The organism is Sphingomonas sp. 35-24ZXX, assembly GCF_000786215.1.
Classification (GTDB): Bacteria; Pseudomonadota; Alphaproteobacteria; order Sphingomonadales; family Sphingomonadaceae; genus Blastomonas.
In genome coordinates, this window is record NZ_JROG01000008.1 from 56213 (window position 1) to 81002 (window position 24790).

The following is a 24790-nucleotide window of genomic DNA, read 5'->3' on the forward strand; positions in this document are numbered from 1 at the left end:
TTGGGGGCTCGGCTGGCCGATGACTCGCCCTTACTGAGCAACCACGACGGGGACCGGCTTAGCCGCATCGCCATATTCGGCTTCCGACTTCCGCACTGCGATCATGTAGACCAGGATGCCGACGCCCACCTTGGCGACGAGATCGGCAATCGTGTAGCCGATCTGCACCGCGGTTTCGACCGAACCACCCGACAGGCTGGTATAGGGGATCATGTAGACGATCGGGTAGAAGCCCCATGACGCGAAGGTCAGCAGGCGTGCCTGCTTGATCAGGCCACGCGCGCTTTCGGGCTGACGCTCGATAGCATCGCCCAAGCCCTTGAACAGTTCCCACACGATGTAGAGGAACGGAATCGAGGACAAGGTGCCCCAGATCGCGCGGGTGGTGTTGTCGTCGGCGATTTCACCCGGATAGCCCAGGATGATCATCAACGCTGCGGCCGAACCCAGCCGGACCGACAGCGAGACAGTCTTGCTCTGCGACAAGCGCATCACCAGCACCAGTTCGATCAGCAGCAATGGCACGGTCAGCAGCCAGTCGACATAGCGATAGGCATCATTGAAGCCCCTTCCGCTGGCGCTGATCACGCCATCGGTCAGCGCATAAGCCGATGACCAGCTCTCGAAGATGCGCAGATAATGATAGGCGGCAATCGCGGTGACGAGACCGGTGATGGTCAGCGCGGTCTTGTAAGCCGGGCCGACCTGCGAGCGGCCGAACCAGAAGAACAACGTTGCGGCTGCCATCGCGGCAAACGTGAATGAAAAGGCGTTATAGACCAATAAATATTGACCCGCTGTAATTGTATCCATGCTGGACCCCTGTGGAAATGGCGTTCGACGAACGATTGAGACAACATCATTGCCACAGAGCTTGGCGCTTCCTGCCTGCTAAATGCATCCACAGTGTTCTGAAGATCACCCGTTATCGTGCAGTACGATGCCAAGCACATGGAATCGATTGCCCAGATATTGGGTTGAGGCATGATCAATTCTATACGGTCTTTAGGCTGTACTGGGTCTAAAGCCCGGCTTCGACTGCGATGCGAATGACGTCGGCGACGTTGGATGTCTGCAGCCTGGAGAGCAGCGCAGACCGGTGCATCTTGACCGTTTTCTCGCTCAGCGACAGCCGGTAGGCGATGTGCTTGGTGCGGTGCCCGGCGGCGATCTGCTGCAGGATCTGGCGCTGCCTCGGGGTCAGCGTCTTGACAAGATCGACCGCGCGATGGTGGCGGTTGCTGTTGGGGCCGGCATCGTCATCACGCAACTCGACCTGTGATCCCAGGAAATAGGTCAGTGCGCCGTCTGAATCGAACACCGGGGCAACCAGCACGGCATTGCGGAAGGCCCTGCCATCGCGCTTGTAGTTCAGGATCTCGACCAGCACCGGACGGTGGCGTTCGACTCCGTCGCGGATCCGGTTGGTAAGCCATGGCTCGGTCGCCGGACCCGCCAGGAACTTGCAGTTGCGGCCGAGGATTTCAGACACGGCATAACCGGTCAACTCGCAGAACGGCGTGTTCACCGCGATGATCGGGTTGTCTGCCAACCGGGGGTTGCTGATCACCGCGGCTATCGGGCTGAGCCGGATTGAATCGATCAATCCGTCAGCCACCGCATCGAACGTGCCGGACATGTCATGCTGCTTTCGGGCTGCCGTCGCTTGGTCGCAACGGTCCTCGCCCCCCGCCTCGGGGGTACAGGGCATTGTGCGCACCTGCAACGCCCAATGCCGGTGCTTTGCAATGACTTTGCCCCCTGGCTGACCCATTAGGTGGCCCATCCCCCCTTCCCCCTTTCGCAACCTTGCGCTAAGGCCTGCCGCGGCATAACGGTTTCCGTATCGGCCCGCCGGTTTCGCGCAGAAAATGGTCGCGCGCGTCCCCATTCCGGCCTCTGGTGCGAACCGTCACACACCGGCGTCGTTCAGGCGCTACACGCATAACTGTTACTACTGGAAGGGACTCCACATGACCGCTGTTGGACAGGACACGCTCGGCACCCGTGCGACCATGGAGGTGGGCGGCAAGTCCATCGCATATTATTCGCTCGCCAAGGCGGCGGAGAAGCTCGGCGATATCTCGCGGCTGCCGTTCAGCATGAAGGTGCTGCTCGAGAACATGCTGCGCTTCGAAGACGGCGGTTTCACCGTGTCGGTGGCCGATGCGCAGGCGATCGTCGACTGGCAGAAGAACCCCTCGTCCGACGCGGAAATCCAGTATCGCCCCGCGCGCGTGCTGCTGCAGGATTTCACCGGCGTTCCCTGCGTCGTCGATCTGGCCGCGATGCGCGATGCGATCGCCAAGCTCGGCGGTGACACCAGCAAAATCAATCCGCTCGTCCCCGTCCACCTGGTCATCGACCACTCGGTGATGGTCGACGAATTCGGCCACCCCAAGGCGTTCGAACAGAATGTCGAGATCGAATATTACCGCAATGGCGAGCGCTACGACTTCCTGAAGTGGGGCTCCAAGAGCCTCGACAACTTCAAGGCGGTTCCTCCGGGCACCGGCATCTGCCACCAGGTGAACCTCGAGAACATCGCGCAGGCGGTGTGGACCAGCACCGATGCATCGGGCGCGACCGTGGCCTATCCCGACACCTGCGTCGGCACCGACAGCCACACCACGATGATCAACGGCCTGGGCGTGCTCGGCTGGGGCGTCGGCGGGATCGAGGCGGAAGCCGCGATGCTCGGCCAGCCGGTCTCGATGCTGATCCCCGAGGTCGTCGGCTTCAAGCTCACCGGCGCGCTCAAGGAAGGCGTCACCGCCACCGATCTGGTGCTGACCTGCACCAACATGCTGCGCAAGCACGGCGTGGTCGGCCGCTTCGTCGAATATTTCGGCCCGGGCCTCGCCTCGCTGAGCCTTGCCGACCGTGCGACGCTGGCCAACATGGCGCCCGAATATGGCGCGACCTGCGGCTTCTTCGGCATCGACGACAAGACGCTCGATTACATGCGCCTCACCGGCCGCGATGAAGAGTCGCTGGCGCTGGTCGAAGCCTATGCCAAGGAGCAGGGCTTCTGGATCCAGCCCGATGCCGCCGACCCCGTGTTCACCAGCACGCTCGAACTCGACATGTCGACCGTCGTCCCCTCGCTCGCCGGCCCCAAGCGCCCGCAGGACCGCGTCGACCTGACGGAAGTCGACGATGTCTTCGCCAAGGACATGGCCGAAACCTACAAGAAGGCCAACCAGCGCGTCGCAGTGGAAGGCAAGGACTTCGACATCGGCGATGGCGACGTGATGATCGCTGCGATCACCAGCTGCACCAACACGTCGAACCCCGGCGTGATGGTCGCCGCGGGCCTCGTCGCCAAGAAGGCGAACGAGCTCGGCCTCAAGCCCAAGCCCTGGGTCAAGACCTCGCTTGCGCCGGGATCGCAGGTGGTCACCGACTATTTCAACAAGGCAGGCCTGCAGACGCATCTCGATGCGGTCGGCTTCAACCTCGTCGGCTATGGCTGCACCACCTGCATCGGCAACTCGGGTCCGCTGGCTGAACCGATCAGCAAGGCGATCAACGAGAACGGCCTGGTCGCCGCTGCCGTGATCTCGGGCAACCGCAACTTCGAAGGCCGCGTCTCGCCCGACGTGCGCGCCAACTTCCTCGCCTCGCCGCCGCTGGTCGTGGCTTACGCGCTCAAGGGTACGGTGATCGAGGACTTCACCACCACCCCGATCGGCACCGGCAGCGCCGGCCAGGACGTGTTCCTCAAGGACATCTGGCCGACCAATCTGGAAGTCGCCGACACCATGGCAGCCTGCATGGACCGCGAAATGTTCCAGGCGCGCTATGCCAACGTCTATCTCGGCGACGAGCATTGGCAGGCAATCAATGTCGAGGGCTCGGAAACGTACAACTGGCGCGCCGGATCGACCTATGTCGCCAACCCGCCGTATTTCGAGGGCATGAGCATGACGCCTGCCCCGGTGGGCGACATCATCGAGGCCAAGCCGCTCGCGATCCTGGGCGATTCGATCACCACCGACCACATCTCGCCCGCAGGCAGCATCAAGGCTGACAGCCCGGCGGGCAAGTGGCTGATGGAGCATCAGGTCAGCAAGGCCGACTTCAACAGCTATGGCGCGCGCCGTGGCCATCATGACGTGATGATGCGCGGCACCTTTGCCAACATCCGCATCAAGAACGAAATGGTCCCCGGCATCGAAGGCGGCATGAGCCGCTATGGCCAGGAAGTGATGCCGATCTACGACGTCGCGATGCGTCACAAGGCCGACGGCACGCCGCTGGTGGTGATCGCGGGCAAGGAATACGGCACCGGGTCGTCGCGCGACTGGGCGGCCAAGGGCACCAACCTGCTGGGCGTCAAGGCGGTGATCGTCGAAAGCTTCGAGCGTATCCACCGTTCCAATCTGGTCGGCATGGGCGTTCTGCCGCTGCAGTTCCAGAACGGCGATACGCGCGAAACTCTGGGCCTGACCGGCGACGACAGCTTCACCATCGAAGGCGTCGCCGATCTCAAGCCGCGCCAGCAGGTCACCGTCAAGGTGACCCGCGCCGATGGTTCCACCTTCAGCTTCGAAGCGCTGTGCCGCATCGATACCGCCAATGAGATCGAGTATTTCATGAACGGCGGCATCCTGCATTACGTGCTGCGCAAACTGGCTGCATGAACCCGGTCCTGTCATCGGCCATGGCTGCGCTGATCGGCGCGGCCATGGTTGTTGGCGCGGCCTCGCAGGCGGCGGCGCAGGGTTCGCCTGCACCGCTCGCCCTGCCTGCCGATCCGCAGGAGGCTGGGCTCACCTGTTTCTATTCGGCGGTGGTCACGGGTGGCGGCAAGACCGAGGCGCTCGCCGAGGCGAGCTGGTTCCTGTTCGAGATCGCCCGGCAGAAGACCGAAGCTGCGCCCGACACGTTCGTCGAGCGGCTGGAGGAGGTGGCGGGCCTGCCGCCACCCAATCTCGATACGCTCGCGGGCGATGCGCCCAGATTGCTGCCCTTGTGCGCCGGGCGCTATCCGCAGATCAGCTCGAAGCGGGCGATATCCCTGCCCAGCGATCCGTTCACCCGCGACATGCAGTGCTTTGCGCTCGCAAGCTATCTCGCGGGCATGGCGGAAAGCGAGCTTGAGGATTCGGGTGAAAGCCCGTTCGGCAAACGGGTCGGCGCTCTGGCAGACACATTGTCCGCACGGCTGACCGAAGACCGCGCCAAGGCGGCAGGCATTGCCGATCCGGACGCGATGCAGCGGCAGTTTGCACGCTCGCTGCGCGACATCGGCCCGGCGGGCAATCCGATGAAGGTTCTGGAGGCCTGCGAGAAGGCGGGTTGATTTCATTGCTTGCCATCAACGCGGAAAATCGTCACAAATTTGCGTGCAAATTCCCGAAACTTCCAAACCGCTTTTCCGTTGAGCTTATCAGGAAGCTGGCGAGCAGGAATGAGAGCATGGAACACACACAACGTAATCAGAAAATTCTCGATGCCATTGCGCGTCAGACCGAACGCGGCACGGCATCGAAACATGCTGCTCGTGAAATGCTGATTAGCGAAGGCATTTACACCAAAAAGGGCAAACTCAAGGTTGAGTTTGGAGGAGACGGAAAAGGCAAGGCGGCAGCTTGAGTCGCCTCGCGACGTCATTTGTCTTGGGATACCATGGTTGCGACCGGAGTGTCGCAGACAATGCGGTACTGAACGGTGCCGAGGTTCTGCAGAGTGACCGAGACTATGACTGGCTTGGCCCAGGAGCGTATTTTTGGGAGTCAGACCCCATTCGCGCACTGGAATGGGCGCAATGGAAATCGGACATCGGCGATTACAAAAGACCTGCTGTTATCGGAGCGGTCATCGACCTGGGGAACTGCCTTGATCTGCTTGCCAGAGAGAATCTCGAAATTCTGAAAGAAGCGCACGCATCGTTTCTGCAACTGCGTCAACTTTCCGGGCTGCCTATTCCAGAAAACCGAAGTCCCAAGGGCATGAAAAAGAAAGACAGGCTGCTTCGCTTTCTCGATTGCGCCGTGTTTCGCCACCTGCATTCGATCATTGATGAATTGGCAAAGGACGACGCCAGCTTCCGCCCGTTTGATACCGTGCGCGGCATGTTTATGGAAGGAGGGCGGCTCTATCCGGGCAGCGGCTTCTACCGGAAAAGCCATGTTCAGATTGCGGTTCGAAACACGGATTGCATTAAGGGGATTTTCTACCCTCCAGAGCTGCGGCCTCTCCAGTTCCAGTCTTGATTAGCGGTAGAGTGCCACACTGCCCCCTCATCGCTTGACTTTACCCCCCCTCGACCGTATGCGGCCTGCTTTCGCGGGCATCGCAGCAGGTGATGTGCGCGGCGAATCATTTGAACCCGTAATTTTCAGGAGTGCCGCATGAAGCGCACATTTCAGCCCAGCAACCTTGTGCGCGCTCGTCGTCACGGATTCCGTTCGCGCACCGCGACCCCCGGTGGCCGTGCCGTTCTGCGTGCACGTCGCGCCCGTGGCCGCAAGCGCCTGAGCGCCTGATCGGGCCGCTGCCCGTGATTGCGGGCGCGGACGACAGCCAGGATATCGAGCAGACGGGCGCTCCGGATCGTTCCGGGGCGCCTGTTGTGTTGCGCCAAAGGTCGGATTTCCTGGCCGCCAACGGGGGCCTGCGCGTCGGCACCCCCGCCTTCGTGCTGCTCGTCAAATCCCGCCAGGATGCCGACACCACCTGCCGCATCGGCTATACCGTCACCAAGAAGACCGGCAACGCCGTGGTGCGCAACCGCATCAAGCGCCGGTTTCGCGCGCTGGCGCGCCAGGTGCTGCCCGATCACGGCCTGGCAGGCGCAGATCACGTGCTGATCGGCCGTGAAGACGCGCTGACCCGCGAATTCGCCGCGATGCAGGCCGATCTCGAACGCGCCCTGGCCAAGGTGCGCGATGGCAAGGCCACCACCGATCGCCGCCCGCCGCGCGGCAAACCCCGGCGGCGCTGACATGCGCATTCCGTCGGAGACTGGCGTATGCCGGTCGAGCGGTGCTCGCCTGGCAGACCTGGCTGTGATGGTGATGCCGGCCATGGAAAACCGATGCGCCAGTTGCTGATCCTGATCGCCCGGGGCTGGCAACTGGGCCCTTCGCGCATCCTGCCGCCGACCTGCAGGTACAGCCCCAGCTGTTCCGAATACGCCATCCAGGCGCTCAACCGCCATGGTGCGATTAAGGGTGGCTGGCTGGCGATGAAGCGGCTATTGCGCTGTCACCCATGGGGCGGGCACGGCCATGATCCGGTGCCCTGATGCACATATGCGCCCCCTTTATGAATTGCCGGAACGAGGTTTGAAGCGTGGAGAATCAGCGTAACGTCATCCTGGCCATCGGTTTGATGGCCCTGGTCCTGTTCGGATGGCCCTATGCGCTGGAAATCCTGTATCCAGCGCGTCCGGCGACGATCGAGGATGCGATCGAAGCGCCGCGCCCCGGCCTCGACAACCGTAACGCCGTGCCCGACACCGGCACCGCCCCCAAGGTCATCCGCAGCCGCAAGGCCGTGCTCTCCGGCACCAGCCGCGTCGCGATCGATGCGCCGCGCGTCGCCGGATCGATCAACCTCACCGGTGCCCGGCTCGATGACATCGTGCTCAAGGACTATCGCGAGAAGCTCGACAAGGACAGCGACCTTGTCCACCTGTTCTCGCCTGCCGGCACCGAAGACCAGTATTTCGCGCAGTTCGGCTGGATCGGCGAGGGTGTCGTCACCCCCACCAGCCAGACCGTCTGGACGCCCAATGGCGCCAAGCTGACCCCCGCGACACCGGTGACGCTGAGCTGGACCAATCCGGCAGGCCAGCGCTTCGAGATCGTCTATGCGATCGACGCCAACTATCTGGTCAGCGTCACCCAGCGTTTCGTCAATGCCGGCGCCACACCAGCGATCGTGCGCCCGCTGGGGCTGATCAACCGCACCCGCGCCAATGCCGACCCCAGCACCTGGACCGTGCGCAACGGACCGCTCGGCGTGTTCGACGATGTCGCCGATTTCGATGTGCACTATGACGACCTCGACGAGAATCCCAAGAAGCTGGTCGAGTATAACGGCACGATCGACTGGCTGGGCTTCACCGACCATTACTGGCTGTCTGCGCTGATCCCCGCACCGGGTGCCAAGGGCAAGATGGCGGGCAATTTCCGCAGCCTGGGCGGCAAGCTCTATCAGTCCGAACTGCTGTTTGACACCACGGTCGTGGCCCCGGGCAAGCAGATCGAGACCAAGTCGATGCTGTTTGCGGGTGCCAAGGAAACCGAGCTGCTCGACGATTATGTCGATGCCAAGGATATCAAGCTGCTCGACCGCGCGGTCGACTGGGGCTGGTTCATCTGGTTCGAAAAGCCGATCTTCAAGCTGCTCAACTGGCTCTTCGAGCAGGTCGGCAACTTCGGCGTGGCGATCATCCTGCTCACCATCATCATCCGCGGCCTGATGTTCCCCATCGCGCAGAAGCAGTTCGCCTCGATGGCGCAGATGCGCGCGGTGCAGCCCAAGATGAAGGCGCTGCAGGAACGCTACAAGGACGACAAGCAGAAGCTCCAGCAGGAGATGATGGAGCTGTACCGCAAGGAAAAGGTCAATCCGCTCGCCGGATGCCTGCCGATGTTCCTGCAGATCCCGGTCTTCTTCGCGCTCTACAAGGTGCTGCTGCTCGCCATCGAAATGCGCCACCAGCCGTTCGTGTTGTGGATCAAGGATCTGTCCGCGCCCGATCCGCTGACGCCGGTCAACCTGTTCGGCCTGCTGCCCTTCGATCCGCCGAGCATGATCGCCATCGGCATCCTGCCGATCATCCTGGGCGTCACCATGTGGTTGCAGTTCAAGCTCAATCCCGCGCCGATGGACCCGGTCCAGCAGCAGGTCTTCTCGATCATGCCCTGGGTGCTGATGTTCGTGATGGCCCCGTTTGCCGCTGGCTTGCAGCTGTATTGGGCGATGTCGAACGTGCTCACCATCGCGCAGCAGAAGTGGCTCTATAGCCGCCATCCGCAGTTGAAGGAGCTCGCCGCGCAAGAGGCGGCAGCCAAGGCGGCCAAGGCCGAGAAAGATAAAGGCGCGGCGTGACCGAAGAAACCCAGCCCGTTATCCACCCGCTGCTGCAGGAGGCCAACCGGCTGTTCTCAGGATCGGTGACGTTCCTGAAATCCGCGCCTGCGCTCGAATTCCTGCCGCCGCCCAGCGTACCCGAAATCGCGTTTGCCGGCCGCTCGAACGTCGGCAAGTCCTCGCTGCTCAACGCGCTGGTCGGCCGCCGGGCGATTGCGCGCACGTCGGTGACCCCGGGGCGAACGCAGGAGCTCAACTTCTTCGACATCGGCGATCCGCCGCGCTTTCGCGTGGTCGACATGCCGGGCTATGGCTATGCCAAGGCGCCCAAGGATGTCGTCAAGAAATGGCGCTTCCTGATCAACGACTATCTGCGCGGACGCCAGGTATTGAAACGCACATTGGTGCTGATCGACAGCCGTCATGGGGTCAAGGACGTCGATCTCGATGTCATGAAGATGCTCGATGAGGCGGCGGTCAGCTACCGGCTGGTGCTGACCAAGGCAGACAAGATCAAGGCCAGCGATCTGGAAAAGGTCGCCAACGCGACCCGCGCCGAAGCGCGCAAGCACGCTGCGGCCTTCCCCGATGTGATCATCACCTCGTCCGAAAAGCGCATGGGCATTGACGAACTGCGCGGCTTTGTGATGGATTCGATCAGCGAGTGAGCAGCACCGCAGGGGTAGGTCAGGGGCGCCCATGAAACTCTATATCGGCAACAAGAACTATTCGAGCTGGTCGCTGCGCGGCTGGCTTGCGTGCAAGCAGTCGGGCCTGCCGTTCGAGGAAATCGTGGTGCCGCTGTACGACGATGCCTGGGCCGAGACCCGCCAGCAGCCCGAGTTTCAGCCCTCGGCCGGCAAGGTGCCGGTGCTGTGGGACGGCGAAGCGGTGGTGTGGGATTCGCTCGCCATCATCGGCTGGCTCGCCGACAGGACGCACCGCGACCGCTTCTGGCCCAAGGATCCCGTCGCCGCCGCCCTCGCCCGATCGATGGCAGCCGAAATGCACAGCGGATACCTGCCGCTGCGCCGCGAATGCGGCATGAACATGCGCAAGCGCTTCGATGATTTCTCCGTCAGCCCTGAAGTGCACCAGGATGTCATGCGCATCCTGTCGCTCTGGGCGGAGGCGCGGGCGCGCTTCGGGCGGGGCGGACCCTTCCTGTTCGGCAGCTTCGGCGCAGCGGATATCATGTTCGCGCCCGTCGTCACCCGCTTCCAGACCTATGGGATCACTTTACCCGGATTTGCCCGCGCCTATAGCGATGCCATCATGGAGCATGAATGGATGCTCGACTGGGCCGCCGCCGCCGAGGCCGAACCCTGGGTGATCGAGCGCTTCGAGCGCTGACGCTTCAGCCGCCGCCGCTCAGGATGGCCGAAAGCCCGGCCTCGTAATCGGGATAGGCGAGCTGCCAGCCGAGCAGCCGCTTGGCCTTGCGATTGGCCACGCGGCGGTTCTCCGCATAGAAACCCAGCGCCATCGGCGACAGGTTGACCTCCTGCAGCGACTGCATCGGCGGCAGCGGCGCGCCAAGCAGGCGGCACGCAGCCTCGATCACGCGGTTCTGCGAGCATGGCAGATCGTCGGCGAGGTTGTAGACTCCGGCTGGCCCATCGAACGAGGCGATGATGCCGCCCGCGATATCCTCGACATGCACGCGGCTGAACACCTGATCGGGCATGTCGATGCGTTTGGCGCTGCCTTCCCGCACCCGGTCGAGCGCGCTGCGCCCCGGTCCGTAGATTCCCGGCAGCCGCAGCACCCGCGCCCGATTGTCGAGCGCCTGCCAGACGAGATCGGCCTCGGTCCGTGCATTGCGCCGTCCGGTGCCGACCACCGATCCTTCATCCACCCACGCCCCGCCCGCATCGCCATAGACACCGGTGGATGACAGGTACCCGATCCAGCGCGCGGGCGCGGCGCGAAGGATCTCGCCATACTGCGTCAGCACTGGGTCAAGCCCTCGGGCGCGCTCGGGCGGGACGCTGGAGAGCACATGCGTCGCCTGCCCCAGCGCGGCATGGACCGCGGCGCTATCCGCAAAGGCGACGTCCCCCGCCCGGCCCGTGCCGCGCACCTGCCATCCTTGCGCGCGGAGCCGCCGGGCGAGGTGGGTCGACGTGTAACCCATGCCGAAGATGAAGAGGGTGTTCATGGCCACGAACCTAGCGGCGGGGCGGGGGGATGCAAGGCGGTTGGCAGGGATGCGCCTCTGCAAATCCTCCCCCAGCTTGCTGGGGGAGGGGGACCGCCCGCGCAGCGGGGGGTGGAGGGGCGGCGGGGTCATGCAAATCCCAAGGCTTGTGCCATCCCGCTTCCCCTCCACCACCGCCCCTTGGGCGGCGGTCCCCCTCCCCGAGACAAGCTCGGGGAGGATTTTTTCGTGCCAAAGACCGACACGCCCACTAGTGTCACCCCCATGGCCGACATCCAGACCGCAACCGCCAGCCCGGCGCACCATGAAACCCCGGTGATCTACCGCGCGGACTATCAGCCGCCCGACTGGCGGGTGGAAACGGTGAAGCTCGAGTTCGACCTCGATCTGTCCGCGACCCATGTCACCGCGACGCTTGGCATGGTCCGCAACGGCGAGCACGACCGGCCCGTCCGGCTCGATTGCGATGGCGCGCTACCGGTCACGCTCGAGGTCGATGGCGCGCAGGTCCACTGGCGGAGCGAGGGCAGTCAGATCGCCTTTGACGTGCACCAGCCGCGCGCCACGCTGACACTCGCCACGCGGATCGCACCCGATACCAACACCCAGTTGATGGGGCTGTTCGCCTCGAACGGCATGCTGTGCACCCAGTGCGAGGCCGAAGGCTTCCGCCGGATCATTCCATTCATCGACCGGCCCGACAATATGGCGGTGTACGAGGTGCTGCTGCGCGGCGACAAGGCGCAGTTCCCGGTGCTGCTCAGCAACGGCGCGCTGGTCGATTCGGGCGATCTGCCCGATGGCCGTCACTTTGCCCGCTGGCACGATCCGCACCCCAAGCCGAGCTATCTATTCGCCTTGGTCGCGGGCGATCTGGTGGCGACCCGCGACAGTTTCACCACGAAATCGGGGACGGCTGTCGACCTTGCCATCTATGTCCGCGAAGGCGACGAAGGCCGCACCGCGCACGCGATGCAGGCGCTCAAGGCCTCGATGGCCTGGGACGAGCAGGTCTATGGGCTGGAATATGATCTGCCGGTGTTCAACATCGTTGCGGTCAGCGATTTCAACATGGGGGCGATGGAGAACAAGGGCCTCAACATCTTCAATTCGCGCTACATCCTCGCTGATCCCGATACCGCGACCGATTATGATTATGACGCGATCGAGGGCGTGGTCGCGCACGAATATTTCCACAACTGGTCGGGCAACCGCGTCACCTGCCGCGACTGGTTCCAGCTGAGCCTGAAGGAAGGCTTCACCGTCTATCGCGACCAGTGCTTTTCCGCCGACATGGGGTCGGAAGCGGTCAAGCGCATCGAGGATGTCCGGATGCTGCGCGCGGCGCAGTTCCCGGAGGATGCCGGGCCGCTCGCGCACCCGATCCGCCCTGACAGCTATATGGAGATCAGCAACTTCTACACCTCCACCGTCTACAACAAGGGCGCAGAGGTCATCCGCATGATGGCGACGATGGCGGGGTCCGAACGCTTCCGGCAGGGCTGCGACGTGTATTTCCAGCGCCACGATGGCGAGGCGGCGACCTGCGAGGATTTCGTCCGCGCGATGGAGGAAGGGGCAGGTCTGGACCTCACCCAGTTCCGCCGCTGGTACGAGCAGGCGGGCACTCCGCAGGTCCAGGCGCGGCTGGAGCATGACGCCGCAACCGGCACCGCGACACTGCACTTGCGCCAGAACTTCGCCGCGACGCCCGGCCAGCCGCACAAGCCGCTGATGCCGATCCCGCTGCGCACCGCGTTGATCGACCGCGACATGAAGGCGCATCGCGGCGAGACTCTGGTGATGCTGACCGAGGCCGAACAGAGCTTTGCCTTTCCCGGCTTTGCCCGCGCGCCGATCCTGTCGATCAATCGCGGCTTTTCCGCGCCGGTGAACCTCGACATCGCGCGCCAGCCCAGCGACCTGCCGTTCCTGGTGCGGCACGACGATGATCCCTTCGCGCGCTACGAGGCGCTGCAGCAGCTGGTGATCGACCGGCTGATCGCCGATATCGCCGATCTCGATGGCCCCGGCGCGGCGCAGACGCATGCCGTGTCGCTCGACGAGATCATCGCGGTGTTCGGCGATCTGGTCAGCGACCAGAGACTCGACGATTCGATGCGCGCCGAGATCCTCAGCCTGCCGACCGAGGCGTTTCTGGGCGAACAGATGCTGGTGGTGCGGCCCGAAGCGATTCATGCCGCACGCCGGGCCTTGCGCAAGGCGATCGGGTCGCGGCTGCTCGATCCGTGGCGCATCGCGCACGAACGAGCCAGCGCCGTACCCTATTCGCTGAGCCGCGAGGCGCGCGGCGCACGCAAGATCAAGTCGCTGGCCTTGGGCTATATCGCATCGGCCGAGGCTTCGGATGCTGGCACAATCGCCTTCGAGCAGTTCGCCCGCGCCGACAACATGACCGACCGGCAAGGTGCTATGGCGGTGCTTGCCAGCATGCAGACCGATGTTCGCGAAACCGCGCTCGACAGCTTCTACAACCGCTTTTCGGGCAATGCGCTGGTCATCGACAAATGGTTCTCGCTGCAGACCGGCTCTGCGCACCCCCAGGTGTACGACCAGACGCTCGAGCTGATCCGGCACAAGGATTTCACGCTGACCAACCCCAATAGGGTGCGCGCGCTCTACTGGCCGTTCGTCTCCAACCAGGCGGCGTTCCATGATGCCAGCGGGCGCGGCTATGAATTGCTGACCGACCTCGTCCTGCGGCTCGATTCCGTGAACCCGCAGACCACCGCGCGCTTCATCGCGCCTTTGGGCCGCTGGCGCCGGTTCGACGAAGCCCGCGCAGCCAGGATGCGCGGCTGCCTGGAGCGGATTCTGGCGCAGCCGGGGCTTTCGAAGGATGTAACCGAACAGGTGGTGAAGAGCCTTGAATAACACACAGCACGTGCCCCTCCTCACCTCCCCCGCTCTCGGCACGATCGCCCACGGTTTCACCGGGCGGCGCGGCGGCGTATCCACCGGGCTGGTGGCGGGCCTCAACGTCGGCCTGGGGTCGGATGACGACCCCGCTGCGGTGCACGAGAACCGCAGACGCGCCGCCGAGGCGATCCTGCCCGGCTCGGCGCTGGTCACGCTGCATCAGGTGCACAGCGCCGACGTGATCCGCGTCAATGCCGCCTTTCCGATCGAAGACCGCCCCAAGGCCGATGCCATGGTCACCGACCGGCCCGGGCTGCTGCTCGGCGTACTGGGCGCGGACTGCCCGCCGATCCTGTTCGCGGACGAGGCCGCAGGCGTGATCGGCGCGGCGCATTCGGGCTGGAAGGGCGCATTTGCCGGTGTCGGCGAAGCGACCGTCGCCGCGATGGAGCGGCTGGGTGCGGACCGCTCGCGCGTTGTCGCCGCGATCGGCCCGTGCATCCAGCAGAAGAGCTATGAGGTCGATGCCGGCTTCTTCAAGCGCTTTTGCGAGGCTGATCCGGAAAACGAGCGCTTCTTCCGCGAAGGCCGCGCGGATCACTATCAGTTCGATCTGGAAGGCTTCATCGCGTCGCGGCTGGCCGGGTGCGGCATCGGCACGGTGCATGTCAGCGGGGTCGATACCTATGCGGACGCGGACGGCTATTACAGCTTCCGCCGCGCCACGCACCGCGGCGAGCTGGACTACGGACGGCAGATGGGGGCGATCGGGCTGAGGGGGTGATCAGGGCGTGGCAACCTTGATCGGCCTCTCCCTTGATGGGAGAGGCAGCGAGACTTGGCAGCTTGCTGCCTAGTCACAGCGGTGAGGGTGATGGTGCGTCTGGGGGTCGGTGGTGCAGTGACGCGCCCCCAGCGCTATCCGAAGAGATCACCCCCACCCAACCCTCCCCCATCGAGGGGGAGGGCTTTGCAGCGGGGAAAGACAGCGTGGAAGGTTCGCATTGACCAACATCTGGGGCCTTATCATCGGTGTGCTGGGCTTTGCGCTGACGCTCGTGCTGCCCGCGCCTGCAGGCATGGAGCCGCAGGCGTGGACAACCGCCGGCCTGGTGTTCTGGATGGCGACATGGTGGATGACTCAGGTCGTGCCCTTGACCGTCACCGCCTTGCTGCCGTTCGTGGTGCTGCCGCTGACCGGGGTGATGAGCGCCAACGACATCGCCGCCGAATATTATTCGCCGATCCTGTTCCTGATCCTGGGCGGCGCGTTTCTGGCGCTGGCGATCGAGCGGGTGGGCCTGCACAAAAGGCTCGCGCTCGCCATCGTCAACCGCGCGGGCCATACTTCGGCGCAGTTGCTGTTCGCGTTCATGATCGCCACCGCGACTCTCTCGCTGCTGATCTCGAACACCTCGACCACCTTGATCATGGTCCCGATCGCCAGCGCGGTGCTGCTGGCGGGCAATGTGGCAGAGGGCGAGAGCGAGGGCCTGCCCGGCGCTTTGATGATGGGCATCGCCTTTGCCGCCTCGATCGGCGGGCTGGGCACGCTCGTCGGATCGCCGACCAACGCGATCGCCGCAGGTCTGCTTGAAAAGACCACCGGGCTGCAGATCGGCTTTGCCGAATGGGCCGCCTACGGCATGCCGATCGTAATCCTCAGCGTGCCCATCGCGGCCTATATCCTCGCGCGGGTACAGAGGCTCGCCAGTCATCCGTTCGATGTCGATGCAGCGCGCAGCGCGATTGCCCGGCAGGACCATTGGAGCGAACCCGAAAAGCGGCTGGTGCCGGTGATCGCGCTGGTGGTGATCGCCTGGATCCTGCAACCCTGGTTCAGCGGCATGTTGCCCGGCGGGGCGCTGACCGATGGCAGCATCGCGGTCATCGCCGGAATCGCGCTGTTCATCCTGCCCGATGGCACCGGCCGCCCGATGCTGGTGTGGAAAGAGGCGAACCGCGCGCCCTGGGATGTCATCATGATGTTCGGCGGCGGGTTGGCACTCGCGGCGGGTATCGGCGCATCGGGGCTCGACAGCTGGATCGGCACCGCGCTCGAGCCGCTGGCCGGCGTGCCGCTGATCGTCATCGCACTGGCACTGACCGCGCTGGTCGTGCTGGTGACCGAATTTGCCAGCAATGTCGCCACCGCGAGCGGGGTGATGCCCGTTGTCGCCAGCCTGATCGTGACCCTGGGCGTCGATCCGGTGCTGCTGGCGATGCCGGTGGCGATGGCCGCGAGCTGGGGCTTCATGCTGCCCTCGGGCACCGGGCCCAATGCCATCGCCTGGGCGAGCGGCAACATATCGCTGCCGCGCCAGCTGAAGGCGGGGCTGATGCTCGACATTGCGGGCGTTCCCCTCATGGTCGGCACGATCTGGATGGTTTCCTTTGTAATCAGTTGAGCGCTCGGGCATAGATGGCGGCATAACAAGGGCCGGGATATTCCCAGCACCCACATCCGCTCAACCTGAGCCCGTCGAAGGTCCCGCGCCCACGCTGGCGGTTTCCCGTGGCCTTCGACAGGCTCAGGCTGAGCGGGGGGTGGAGCCGGTATCAACCCGCCCCAATCGCAGGAACCCCGCATATGACCGACACCCCGATCAAGCCGATCACCACCCCCACCCCGCGCCGCAAACCCAAGCCCAAGGTCGAGATGCTCGGCGGGCGCAAGCTCAAGCCCGCGACGCTGATGATGGGCCATGGCTTCGACCCCGTGTTGTCCGAAGGATCGCTGAAGGCCCCGATCTTCCTCACCTCGACCTTCGCGTTCGAGAATGCCGCAGCAGGCAAGCGCCATTTCGAAGGACTGACCGGCAAGCGCCCCGGCGGCGCCGAAGGCCTGGTCTATTCGCGCTTCAACGGCCCCAACCAGGAAATCCTGGAGGATCGGCTGAGCATCTGGGACGATGCCGAGGATTCTCTGGTGTTCTCCAGCGGCATGTCGGCGATCGCGACGCTGCTGCTCGCCTATTGCAGCAACAACGACGTCATCGTCCATTCGGGCCCGCTCTACGCCGCGACCGAAACGATGATCGCACGGATCCTCTCGCGCTTCGGCATCACCTATCTCGATTTCCCCGCCGGTGCGACCCGCGAAGAGATCGACATGGTGATGGAGCAGGCCAGGGACATGGCGGCCAAGCAGGGCGGCCGCGTCGCGATGATCTATCTGGAAAGCCCCGCCAACCCGACCAACGCTTTGGTGGATATCGAGGCCGTGGCGGCATCGCGCGATGCCGTGCTGGGCGGCGAGACGCCGACGCCGATCGCGATCGACAACACGTTCCTCGGCCCCTTGTGGCAGCAGCCTTTGCACCACGGCGCGGACATCGTGGTCTACAGCCTGACCAAATATGTCGGCGGCCACAGCGATCTGGTCGCAGGTGGCCTGTCCGGCCCCAAGAAATGGATGGACCCGGTGCGCGCGCTGCGCAACACCATCGGCACGATCTGCGATCCCAACACCGCCTGGATGCTGATGCGGTCGCTCGAGACCGTCGAGCTGCGCATGAACCGCGCCGGCGAGAACGCCGCCAAGGTCTGCGAATTCCTGGCGCAGCACCCCAAGGTCGAGGGCCTCGGCTATCTCGGCATGATCCACGATGCGCGCCAGCAGGACATTTTCGACCGGCATTGCTCGGGCGCGGGATCGACCTTCTCGCTGTTCATCAAGGGCGGCGAGACCGAGAGCTTCCGCATCCTCGACAGCTTGCGCATCGCCAAGCTGGCGGTGAGCCTGGGCGGCACCGAGACGCTGGCCAGCCATCCTGCCACGATGACCCACCTGTCGGTCCCCGATGCGCGCAAGGCGGCTTTGGGCATCACCGACAATCTGGTGCGCATCTCGATCGGTGTCGAAGATCCCGACGATCTGATCGCCGATTTCGAACAGGCGCTTGACGCGGTGTGATGCAGGTCTCCGGCTTCCCGCATGCCGCGGGGAGCCGGAACCGCCTCAGCGGCCGGTGTTACCGGATCGCGCGATAGGGGACGCCGCCGCTGCCCGCCTGGCGCTGGCGGATCAGCCGGATATAGGTCGCGGCCAGCCCGCCATTGATCCGGTCCCAGCTGTATTTCTCGCTGCGGCGGACCCCGGCCATGCCATGCGCCTGGCGCAGCGCCGGATCATCGCAATAGGCCTGCAGCGCGTCGGCAAATTCCATCGTCGCGCCGGGGCGCACGAGCTGGCCGGTCACGCCATGTTCGACCAGGCTTTCGCTGCCCGTCGCGCGCGCGGCCACCACCGGCAGCCCGCATGCCATCGCTTCCAGCGTCACGTTGCCGAAGGTTTCGGTGATCGACGGGTTGAAGAACAGGTCCATGCTCGCGACCGCGCGGCCGAGGTCGGCGCCGCCCTGGAACCCTGCGAACACCGCGCCCGGGAGCCGCGATTCGAACCAGCCGCGTGCCGGCCCCTCGCCCACCACCAGCACCTGATGCGGGATCTTGCGGCGCACCAGCCGGTCGATCGAATCGGAAAAGACGTCGAGCCCCTTTTCCATCACTAGCCGGCCCAGAAAGCCGATCACCGGGACATCATCGGCAAGCCCCAGCGAGCGCCGCCAGTCCATGTCGCGGACCTGCGGGTTGAAGATATGCTTGTCGACCCCGCGCGACCAGATGCCGACATCATAGCTCATCCGCTGTTCGCGCAGCACCTGTGCCATCGAATCCGACGGCGCGACGATGGCATCGCACTTGCGGTAGAGGCGGCGCAGGATCGCCTCGAGCACCGGCTCGAGAAACGCCATGTTGTAATAGCGCGGATAGGTTTCGAACCGGGTGTGCACCGATCCCAGCACCGGCAGGTTGTGCCGCTGCGCCCAGCGCACCGCGCTGTGGCCCGCGCTGTCGGGGCTGGAGACATGCACGATATTGGGGGCGAACCGGTTGAGGTCCTTCTTGATCGACGGCGGCAGGATGGTGGTGACGCGATATTCGCTGCGCCCCGGGATCGGCAGCGACGGCAGGCTGACCAGATCGCCCGCCGGCTCGAACGCCGGGGTCTTGGTGGTGGGCGAATAGACCCGCACCGCCGCGCCATGCTCCAGCAGCCAGCCGACCAGGCGATTGAGCGCCTGGTTGGCGCCGTCGCGCACGTAATTGTAGTTACCGCTGAACAGCGCGATGCGAAGGTCGGAAATGTCCATGATCGGGACGCCTTAAGCGCGCTGGGCCGGAAAAGCCAGAGCGCGCCGCTCAGGCTTCGGCCACAACCGGTTGCGGTGGCGGGACCAGCCGGATGCGGGTGACCCGGCGTTCGTCGCCATCGACGATCTCGAGCTGCCAGCCGCTGTCGTGATCCAGCACCCGGCCGGGCGCAGGCACTTCGCCTGCCAGCACGAAGGCCAGGCCGCCCAGCGTATCGACATCCTCGTCGATCTCGCCCAGCGCGACGTCGATCAGCTTGGCGACATCGTCCAGCTCGGCGCGCGCATCGGCGTCCCAGCTGCCGTCCTCGCTCTGGGTCACCAGCGTCTCGGGTTCGTCGTCATGCTCGTCCTCGATATCGCCGACGATTTCCTCGACCAGATCCTCGATCGTCACCAGCCCTTCGGTGCCCGAATATTCATCGATGACGATGGCAAGGTGCGTGCGCGTCTGCCGCATTTCGGCGAGCAGATCGAGCACGCCCATGGTCTCGGGCACGAATCGCGGCTGGCGGATCAGGCTGTCCCAAGTGTCCGGGCGCGGGCCGTCCGCGGCGATGATCGGGAAGACGTCCTTGATGTGCACCATGCCGACGATGTGATCGAGCGATCCTTCGTACACCGGAACGCGGCTGTGGCCGTGTTCGGCGAAGATCTGCACGAGCGCATCGAAGCTCGCGTCCTTGTCGATCGCGATGATGTCGCTGCGCGGCACGGCGACGTCGTCGACGTCATGCTCGCTGAAGTGCAGCAGATTGCGCAGCATCTCGCGCTCGACGCGCGACAGGTCGCCCCGTGCGGACGCGCCATTGTCGTCGTCATCGTCCTCGTGCTCGTCGATGGCCTCTTCAAGCTGGGCGCGCAGCGACTGGTCGTGATGTTCTCCGAACAGCAGGGCCTTCAGACCCCGCCATATTCGTCCCGAACCCTCGTCGCTTGCGGCGGATTTACCACCGCCGTTACTGTCTCCGTCTGCCATGACTGGCTGTATCTTAACCCCGCTGTTCGTTGATATGGGAAGGCAGCATGCGATTACGCTGCGTCAATATGGATTGTCCAACCCCAGATTGGCAAGCGCTTTCACCTCCAGCGCCTCCATGTGCACCGCATCGGCCTCTTCGATATGGTCGTAGCCGACCAGATGCAGCGCACCGTGCGCGATCAGATGGGTAGCATGCGCGGCGATCGTCACGCCCTTTTCCGCCGCTTCGGCAGCGCAGGTTTGGAAGGCGAGCATGATATCGCCGAGCAGAACCTCGCCGTCATCGGTGTTGGCGAGCGCATCCAGCATATCGGGTTCGAGCATCGGGAACGACAGCACGTTGGTCGGCTTGTCCTTGCCGCGATAATCGCGGTTGAGCGCGTGCACCTCGTCATCGGTGCCGAAATGCACGCTGACCGAGACGGTAAACCGCGCATCGGCGAGCGATCCATAGGGGCTGACGGCCAGTGCGGCGGCGACGGCACGCGTGGCCAGCGCCTCCCAGTCGGTGTCGCCCGGCCACAGTGCGTCGACGGAAGTTTCGGTTTCGATCATGGAGTCGGGTTGCCTAGCCCCCTTCCGTTTGTCCCGAGCGAAGTCGAGGGATGCATGCGCAACCGTTCATAGTCACGTCCCTCGACTTCGCTCGGGACAAACGGGAGTATGGAGCGCGCAAGACGAGGATACTCACGCATCCTTGCCCTCATAGGCCTCCACGATACGTCCGACGATCGGGTGACGGACCACGTCGGCAGCGGTGAAGCGCACGGTGCCGATGCCCTGCACGCCTTCGAGCCGACTGACCGCGTCCGCGAGACCCGATGCCCCGACACCGCCGGGCAGATCGACCTGCTTGGGATCGCCGCAGATCACCATCCGGCTGTTCATGCCGAAGCGGGTGAGGAACATCTTCATCTGCGCCGGCGTGGTGTTCTGCGCCTCGTCGAGGATGATGAAGCTGTCCGCGAGCGTGCGTCCGCGCATGAAGGCCAGCGGGGCGATCTCGATCTCGCCGCTGGCGATGCGCCGCTCGACCTGTTCCGCCGGCAGCGTATCGTACAAGGCGTCGTAAAGCGGGCGGAGATAGGGGTCGACCTTCTCCTTCATGTCGCCGGGCAGAAAGCCCAGCCGCTCGCCTGCCTCGACCGCCGGGCGCGACAGGATCAGCCGGTTGACGCTACCGGTGATCAGCTGGCTCACCGCCTGCGCCACCGCGAGATAGGTCTTGCCGGTCCCCGCCGGGCCCAAGGCGAAGATGATGTCGTCGCGGACCAGCGATTTCATGTACTCGGTCTGCGTCGCCGAGCGCGGCACGATGGTCTTCTTGCGCGTGCGGATCATGATGCCGGGGGCCTCGGCGACATCGCTGCGCACGATGCCTTCGAGCGTCGGCTCGGCCGACATGCTGATCAGCGCCTCGACCGCGCCTTCATCGATATCCAATCCCTGTTCAATCCTCTTGTGCAGACCCACCAGCACATCGCGCGCACGGGCAGCCGCCTCGGCCTCGCCTTCGATCTGGATGCGGTTGCCGCGCGCGGCGATATAGACGCCGAGCCTGTTCTCGATCGCCACCAGATTCTTGTCGAACTGGCCGAACAGCGGCCCCAGCAACGTGGGTTCGTCGAACTCGACCCCGATCCGCGCCTTGTTGGCAGGTTCAGGCCGGTTGAACGGAAAATCGGTGCCATAGACCGGGGAGAGCTTCGCGCTCTGCGGTTCGGGCTTGCCCCGGAACTTGGTGCCATCGCTGCCGCGCCGGTCGCCACCGCTGCCGCCGCCCTGCTTGCGCGCCATCAGGCGGTCACCAGCTGGAGCGATAGGCCTTCCAGGCTGTTCGGCCCGGCCGACACGATCTCGACATCGATGAGGTCGCCCAGCCGGGCCGCCGGATCGATGACATGCACCGATTGCAGCCAGGGCGACTTGCCGACCAGCTGGCCGTCCTTGCGGCCCTGCCGCTCCAGCAGCACCCGGGTGCGCTTGCCGACCGTGGCCGCGTTGAAGGCATGCTGCTGTGCGCCCAGCAATTCCTGCAGGCGCTGCAAGCGTTCATCCATGATCTGAGCGCTGATCTGATCCTCCATATCGGCGGCAGGGGTGCCGGGGCGGGGCGAGTATTTGAAGCTGTAGGCCTGCGCGTAATTGGCGGCGCGCACGATATCGAGCGTCGCTTCGAAATCGGCCTCGGTCTCGCCGGGGAAGCCGACGATGAAATCCCCCGACAGCGCGATATCGGGCCGGCTGCGGCGCACCTTGTCGATGATCGCCAGATAGCTGGCGGCATTGTGGCTGCGGTTCATCGCCTTGAGGATGCGGTCGCTCCCCGACTGCACCGGCAGATGCAGATAGGGCATCAGCTTGTCGATATCGCGGTGCGCGGCGATCAGCCCGTCGGTCATGTCGTTGGGATGGCTGGTGGTGTAGCGGATGCGCTCCAGCCCCGGCAGCTCCGCCAGAACCTCGATCAGCCCGTCCAGCCCCTGGGGGCGGCCCTTGCCGTCGGTGCCGGCCCAAGCGTTGACGTTCTGGCCGAGCAAGGTGATCTCGCGTACGCCGCCATCGACCAGCGCCTTCGCCTCGTCGACCAGATCGGCAAACGGACGGCTGATCTCGGCGCCGCGCGTGTAGGGCACGACGCAATAGGTGCAGAACTTGTCGCAGCCTTCCTGCACGGTGAGGAAGGCGGTCGGGCGCGGCTGCTTGGTGCGCGCTGGAAGCGCACCGAACTTGGTGACCGCGGGCATGTCGGTATCGATCGCCGGTTGGCCGGTCCGCGCCTGCTCGATCAGCTGCGGCAGGCGGTGATAGGCCTGCGGCCCGACCACGATATCGACGCTGCGCGCGCGCCGGGCGATTTCCTCGCCCTCGGCCTGCGCGACGCAGCCTGCCACCGCGATCATCGGCTTGGACCCGTCCTCGCGCTTGAGGCGGCCGATATCCGAATACACCCGCGCAACCGCCTTTTCGCGGATATGGCAGGTGTTGAGGATGACCAGATCGGCCTCCTCGCGGGTCGCGGCGGCCTGCATGCCTTGCGCGCTGAGCATCTCGCCCATGCGCTCGCCGTCATAGACGTTCATCTGACAGCCGAACGAGGTCACGAAATAGCGGCTGGGCGCGTCGCCGATCGGGGCGGGCGCGGGGACGGTGGGTGTATCGGTGGGATGGCTCATGGATGACACGGCTATACAGCCGGTTCGCGCCCCAAGGAAGCACAAAGCGCCGCGTCGATGCGTCGACGCGCCTCGGCGGCAATCGCCTTGCGCCCCGGAAAATCGGCGGGGCGGAACGGTTCGAGAAAGTGCAGCGTCACCCAGAAGCTGCCCTTGCGGGTGAACAGCCGGAGCGCGTTGTTGGGCGCGGTCTCTTCCCCCACCCAGGCGATGTCGTGCGCGTCGCTGCCGTAATCGAGGTACATCGGCTGCACCAGCACGCCGGGCGGGGGCGGGTCGAGCACCTGCAGCAAGGGCGACTTGAACGGCAGCAGCATCGATCCGTCGGTGGTCGTGCCCTCGGGAAAGATGGTGATCGCCCAGGTTTCGGCGAGCGCATCGCGCAGTTCGTTGATCTGCCCGGCAATACCCAGGCGATTGGTGCGGGACACGAAGACGGTATCGTTGAGCTTGCACAGCCAGCCGACCACCGGCCAGCTCTTGATGCCGTCCTGCGCCACGAACGCGCTGCCGTTGCGCCCCGCGATCACCGGAATATCCAGCCAGCTCAGATGGTTGGAGATATAGAAGACATCGCGCTTGAGTGGCGTGCCGACCACCCGAACCTTGGCCCCGCAGGCCCGGCCGACGCCCCGCAGGAACAGTTTGGGCCAGGGGTTCGAAAGCCTGAGCGTGCGCCAGGTGTAATAGAGCGGCACGCAGGCGACCAGGGCGACGACGATCAGCAGCGCCCGGCAGGCCAGGCGGATGCGACCGACCAGCCCTGGATCGCGCCAGTGCAGATGCGCCATGTCGGGCGTATCGGGGTAAAGCGGTGGCGGGGGCGCGGCGGGCGCGGCTTCAGCCTCGCTCATCCGGCGATCAGTCCTTGCGGTCGAGCGAAACGCCGTAGAGTTCCATCCGGTGGTCGACCAGCCGGTAGCCGAGGCGTTCGGCGATCAGCTTCTGCAGCGCTTCCAGCTCGGGATCGACGAATTCGAGCACCTTGCCGGTTTCGACATCGATCAGATGGTCGTGATGCGCTTCGGGAGCAGCCTCGTAGCGCGCGCGGCCATCGCCGAAATCGTGCCGGTCGAGAATGCCCGCCTCTTCGAACAGGCGCACGGTGCGATAGACCGTGGCGATCGAAATCCGCGGGTCGATGGCCGAGGCGCGTTCGTGCAGCCGCTCGACATCGGGGTGGTCATCGGCTTCGGAGAGCACGCGTGCGATCACGCGGCGCTGATCGGTGATCCGCAGGCCACGATCGGCGCACAACGCCTCCAGGTCGATTTTCTGGCGCATGATGCCCCTTTGAATGCCGTTTCTGATGGTCCAGCCTCGTGCCCCAGGCATAGGGTTCACGGTGACTGGCCGGTGCGGACTGTCATCACGCACCGGCTCA

At 64.7% G+C, this 24790-nt stretch carries 24 protein-coding genes; 14 read left to right on the plus strand and 10 right to left on the minus strand.

The genetic code is table 11. From position 1 onward, the window contains the following. Positions 1-30 precede the first annotated feature (30 nt). Positions 31-813 (minus strand): bacteriorhodopsin-like, encoded by a 783-nt coding sequence (locus LI72_RS14890; protein ID WP_052129953.1) that lies wholly within the window; start codon positions 811-813, stop codon positions 31-33. Between the two features lie 208 nt (positions 814-1021). After that, positions 1022-1639 (minus strand): LuxR C-terminal-related transcriptional regulator, encoded by a 618-nt coding sequence (locus tag LI72_RS14895; protein ID WP_033926750.1) that lies wholly within the window; start codon positions 1637-1639, stop codon positions 1022-1024. 334 nt (positions 1640-1973) lie between these two features. Here LI72_RS14895 and acnA point away from each other — a divergent pair, with 334 nt between their 5' ends. The 10 genes from acnA to LI72_RS14940 all read left to right on the plus strand — a co-directional run bounded on the left by acnA (position 1974) and on the right by LI72_RS14940 (position 10404). Continuing rightward, entirely contained in the window at positions 1974-4646 is a 2673-nt protein-coding gene (acnA, locus tag LI72_RS14900; protein WP_033926751.1) for an aconitate hydratase AcnA, read from the plus strand. Continuing rightward, the gene (locus LI72_RS14905; protein WP_033926752.1) at positions 4643-5308 is read left to right on the plus strand and encodes a hypothetical protein; all 666 of its coding nucleotides are present in this window, start codon (positions 4643-4645) and stop codon (positions 5306-5308) included. The genes acnA and LI72_RS14905 overlap by 4 nt, the downstream gene beginning before the upstream one ends. Positions 5309-5313: 5 nt before the next feature. Next, positions 5314-5601: a hypothetical protein gene (locus LI72_RS20340; protein ID WP_197051932.1), complete on the plus strand. Its 288-nt coding sequence runs from the start codon at positions 5314-5316 to the stop codon at positions 5599-5601. After that, positions 5598-6221, plus strand: a complete 624-nt coding sequence (locus LI72_RS14915) for a hypothetical protein (protein ID WP_033926754.1) — start codon at positions 5598-5600, stop codon at positions 6219-6221. The genes LI72_RS20340 and LI72_RS14915 overlap by 4 nt, the downstream gene beginning before the upstream one ends. A 138-nt stretch (positions 6222-6359) precedes the next feature. Continuing rightward, entirely contained in the window at positions 6360-6494 is a 135-nt protein-coding gene (gene rpmH, locus LI72_RS19670) for a 50S ribosomal protein L34 (protein ID WP_081985062.1), read from the plus strand. 86 nt (positions 6495-6580) lie between these two features. Beyond that, positions 6581-6952: a ribonuclease P protein component gene (rnpA, locus tag LI72_RS14920; protein ID WP_052130023.1), complete on the plus strand. Its 372-nt coding sequence runs from the start codon at positions 6581-6583 to the stop codon at positions 6950-6952. 93 nt (positions 6953-7045) lie between these two features. Further along, positions 7046-7255 (plus strand): membrane protein insertion efficiency factor YidD, encoded by a 210-nt coding sequence (gene yidD, locus LI72_RS14925; RefSeq protein ID WP_033926755.1) that lies wholly within the window; start codon positions 7046-7048, stop codon positions 7253-7255. A gap of 47 nt (positions 7256-7302) precedes the next feature. After that, positions 7303-9069, plus strand: a complete 1767-nt coding sequence (gene yidC / locus LI72_RS14930; protein WP_033926756.1) for a membrane protein insertase YidC — start codon at positions 7303-7305, stop codon at positions 9067-9069. Further along, positions 9066-9719 carry a ribosome biogenesis GTP-binding protein YihA/YsxC gene (gene yihA / locus LI72_RS14935; protein WP_033926757.1) on the plus strand — a complete coding sequence of 218 codons (654 nt, stop codon included), beginning with the start codon at positions 9066-9068 and terminating at the stop codon, positions 9717-9719. The genes yidC and yihA overlap by 4 nt, the downstream gene beginning before the upstream one ends. Before the next feature lie 31 nt (positions 9720-9750). Then, positions 9751-10404, plus strand: a complete 654-nt coding sequence (locus LI72_RS14940; RefSeq protein WP_033926758.1) for a glutathione S-transferase family protein — start codon at positions 9751-9753, stop codon at positions 10402-10404. 4 nt (positions 10405-10408) lie between these two features. Here LI72_RS14940 and LI72_RS14945 read toward each other — a convergent pair whose 3' ends face one another. Further along, on the minus strand, positions 10409-11212 hold the full coding sequence (locus LI72_RS14945; protein ID WP_033926759.1) for an SDR family oxidoreductase: 804 nt from the start codon (positions 11210-11212) through the stop codon (positions 10409-10411). Between the two features lie 264 nt (positions 11213-11476). Here LI72_RS14945 and pepN point away from each other — a divergent pair, with 264 nt between their 5' ends. The 4 genes from pepN (at position 11477) to LI72_RS14965 (ending at position 18008) form a co-directional block, all read left to right on the plus strand. Further along, positions 11477-14107 (plus strand): aminopeptidase N, encoded by a 2631-nt coding sequence (gene pepN / locus LI72_RS14950; RefSeq protein WP_033926760.1) that lies wholly within the window; start codon positions 11477-11479, stop codon positions 14105-14107. A 10-nt stretch (positions 14108-14117) separates the two neighbouring features. Next, positions 14118-14876, plus strand: a complete 759-nt coding sequence (pgeF, locus tag LI72_RS14955; RefSeq protein WP_033926761.1) for a peptidoglycan editing factor PgeF — start codon at positions 14118-14120, stop codon at positions 14874-14876. Positions 14877-15096: 220 nt separating this feature from the next. Then, positions 15097-16500, plus strand: a complete 1404-nt coding sequence (locus LI72_RS14960) for an SLC13 family permease (protein WP_033926762.1) — start codon at positions 15097-15099, stop codon at positions 16498-16500. A gap of 182 nt (positions 16501-16682) precedes the next feature. After that, the gene (locus LI72_RS14965; RefSeq protein WP_033926763.1) at positions 16683-18008 is read left to right on the plus strand and encodes a cystathionine gamma-synthase family protein; all 1326 of its coding nucleotides are present in this window, start codon (positions 16683-16685) and stop codon (positions 18006-18008) included. Between the two features lie 58 nt (positions 18009-18066). Here LI72_RS14965 and LI72_RS14970 read toward each other — a convergent pair whose 3' ends face one another. The 7 genes from LI72_RS14970 to LI72_RS15000 all read right to left on the minus strand — a co-directional run bounded on the left by LI72_RS14970 (position 18067) and on the right by LI72_RS15000 (position 24690). After that, entirely contained in the window at positions 18067-19248 is a 1182-nt protein-coding gene (locus tag LI72_RS14970; protein ID WP_033926764.1) for a glycosyltransferase family 4 protein, read from the minus strand. A gap of 49 nt (positions 19249-19297) precedes the next feature. After that, the gene (locus LI72_RS14975; RefSeq protein ID WP_033926765.1) at positions 19298-20227 is read right to left on the minus strand and encodes a hemolysin family protein; all 930 of its coding nucleotides are present in this window, start codon (positions 20225-20227) and stop codon (positions 19298-19300) included. Between the two features lie 63 nt (positions 20228-20290). Then, positions 20291-20785, minus strand: coding sequence for an rRNA maturation RNase YbeY (gene ybeY / locus LI72_RS14980; protein WP_033926766.1), 495 nt, complete (start codon positions 20783-20785; stop codon positions 20291-20293). Positions 20786-20917: 132 nt separating this feature from the next. Beyond that, positions 20918-22027: a PhoH family protein gene (locus tag LI72_RS14985; RefSeq protein ID WP_033926767.1), complete on the minus strand. Its 1110-nt coding sequence runs from the start codon at positions 22025-22027 to the stop codon at positions 20918-20920. Further along, positions 22027-23406: a tRNA (N6-isopentenyl adenosine(37)-C2)-methylthiotransferase MiaB gene (miaB, locus tag LI72_RS14990; protein WP_081985065.1), complete on the minus strand. Its 1380-nt coding sequence runs from the start codon at positions 23404-23406 to the stop codon at positions 22027-22029. The genes LI72_RS14985 and miaB overlap by 1 nt, the downstream gene beginning before the upstream one ends. An 11-nt stretch (positions 23407-23417) precedes the next feature. Continuing rightward, positions 23418-24260 (minus strand): lysophospholipid acyltransferase family protein, encoded by an 843-nt coding sequence (locus LI72_RS14995; RefSeq protein WP_033926768.1) that lies wholly within the window; start codon positions 24258-24260, stop codon positions 23418-23420. A gap of 7 nt (positions 24261-24267) precedes the next feature. Further along, entirely contained in the window at positions 24268-24690 is a 423-nt protein-coding gene (locus LI72_RS15000) for a Fur family transcriptional regulator (RefSeq protein WP_033926769.1), read from the minus strand. Between the last annotated feature and the right edge of the window lie 100 nt (positions 24691-24790).

Excerpts from the sequence above, each read along its gene's own strand:
- acnA (WP_033926751.1), top strand. The coding sequence starts at position 1,974 with ATGACCGCTGTTGGACAGGACACGCTCGGCACCCGTGCGACCATGGAG.
- LI72_RS15000 (WP_033926769.1), bottom strand. The coding sequence starts at position 24,690 with ATGCGCCAGAAAATCGACCTGGAGGCGTTGTGCGCCGATCGTGGCCTG.
- miaB (WP_081985065.1), bottom strand. The coding sequence starts at position 23,406 with ATGAGCCATCCCACCGATACACCCACCGTCCCCGCGCCCGCCCCGATC.
- LI72_RS14965 (WP_033926763.1), top strand. The coding sequence starts at position 16,683 with ATGACCGACACCCCGATCAAGCCGATCACCACCCCCACCCCGCGCCGC.
- LI72_RS14940 (WP_033926758.1), top strand. The coding sequence starts at position 9,751 with ATGAAACTCTATATCGGCAACAAGAACTATTCGAGCTGGTCGCTGCGC.
- LI72_RS14985 (WP_033926767.1), bottom strand. The coding sequence starts at position 22,027 with ATGGCGCGCAAGCAGGGCGGCGGCAGCGGTGGCGACCGGCGCGGCAGC.
- LI72_RS14895 (WP_033926750.1), bottom strand. The coding sequence starts at position 1,639 with ATGTCCGGCACGTTCGATGCGGTGGCTGACGGATTGATCGATTCAATC.
- rpmH (WP_081985062.1), top strand. The coding sequence starts at position 6,360 with ATGAAGCGCACATTTCAGCCCAGCAACCTTGTGCGCGCTCGTCGTCAC.
- ybeY (WP_033926766.1), bottom strand. The coding sequence starts at position 20,785 with ATGATCGAAACCGAAACTTCCGTCGACGCACTGTGGCCGGGCGACACC.
- yidD (WP_033926755.1), top strand. The coding sequence starts at position 7,046 with ATGCGCCAGTTGCTGATCCTGATCGCCCGGGGCTGGCAACTGGGCCCT.
- LI72_RS14975 (WP_033926765.1), bottom strand. The coding sequence starts at position 20,227 with ATGGCAGACGGAGACAGTAACGGCGGTGGTAAATCCGCCGCAAGCGAC.
- LI72_RS14905 (WP_033926752.1), top strand. The coding sequence starts at position 4,643 with ATGAACCCGGTCCTGTCATCGGCCATGGCTGCGCTGATCGGCGCGGCC.
- pepN (WP_033926760.1), top strand. The coding sequence starts at position 11,477 with ATGGCCGACATCCAGACCGCAACCGCCAGCCCGGCGCACCATGAAACC.
- LI72_RS14945 (WP_033926759.1), bottom strand. The coding sequence starts at position 11,212 with ATGAACACCCTCTTCATCTTCGGCATGGGTTACACGTCGACCCACCTC.
- LI72_RS14890 (WP_052129953.1), bottom strand. The coding sequence starts at position 813 with ATGGATACAATTACAGCGGGTCAATATTTATTGGTCTATAACGCCTTT.
- LI72_RS14970 (WP_033926764.1), bottom strand. The coding sequence starts at position 19,248 with ATGGACATTTCCGACCTTCGCATCGCGCTGTTCAGCGGTAACTACAAT.
- LI72_RS14995 (WP_033926768.1), bottom strand. The coding sequence starts at position 24,260 with ATGAGCGAGGCTGAAGCCGCGCCCGCCGCGCCCCCGCCACCGCTTTAC.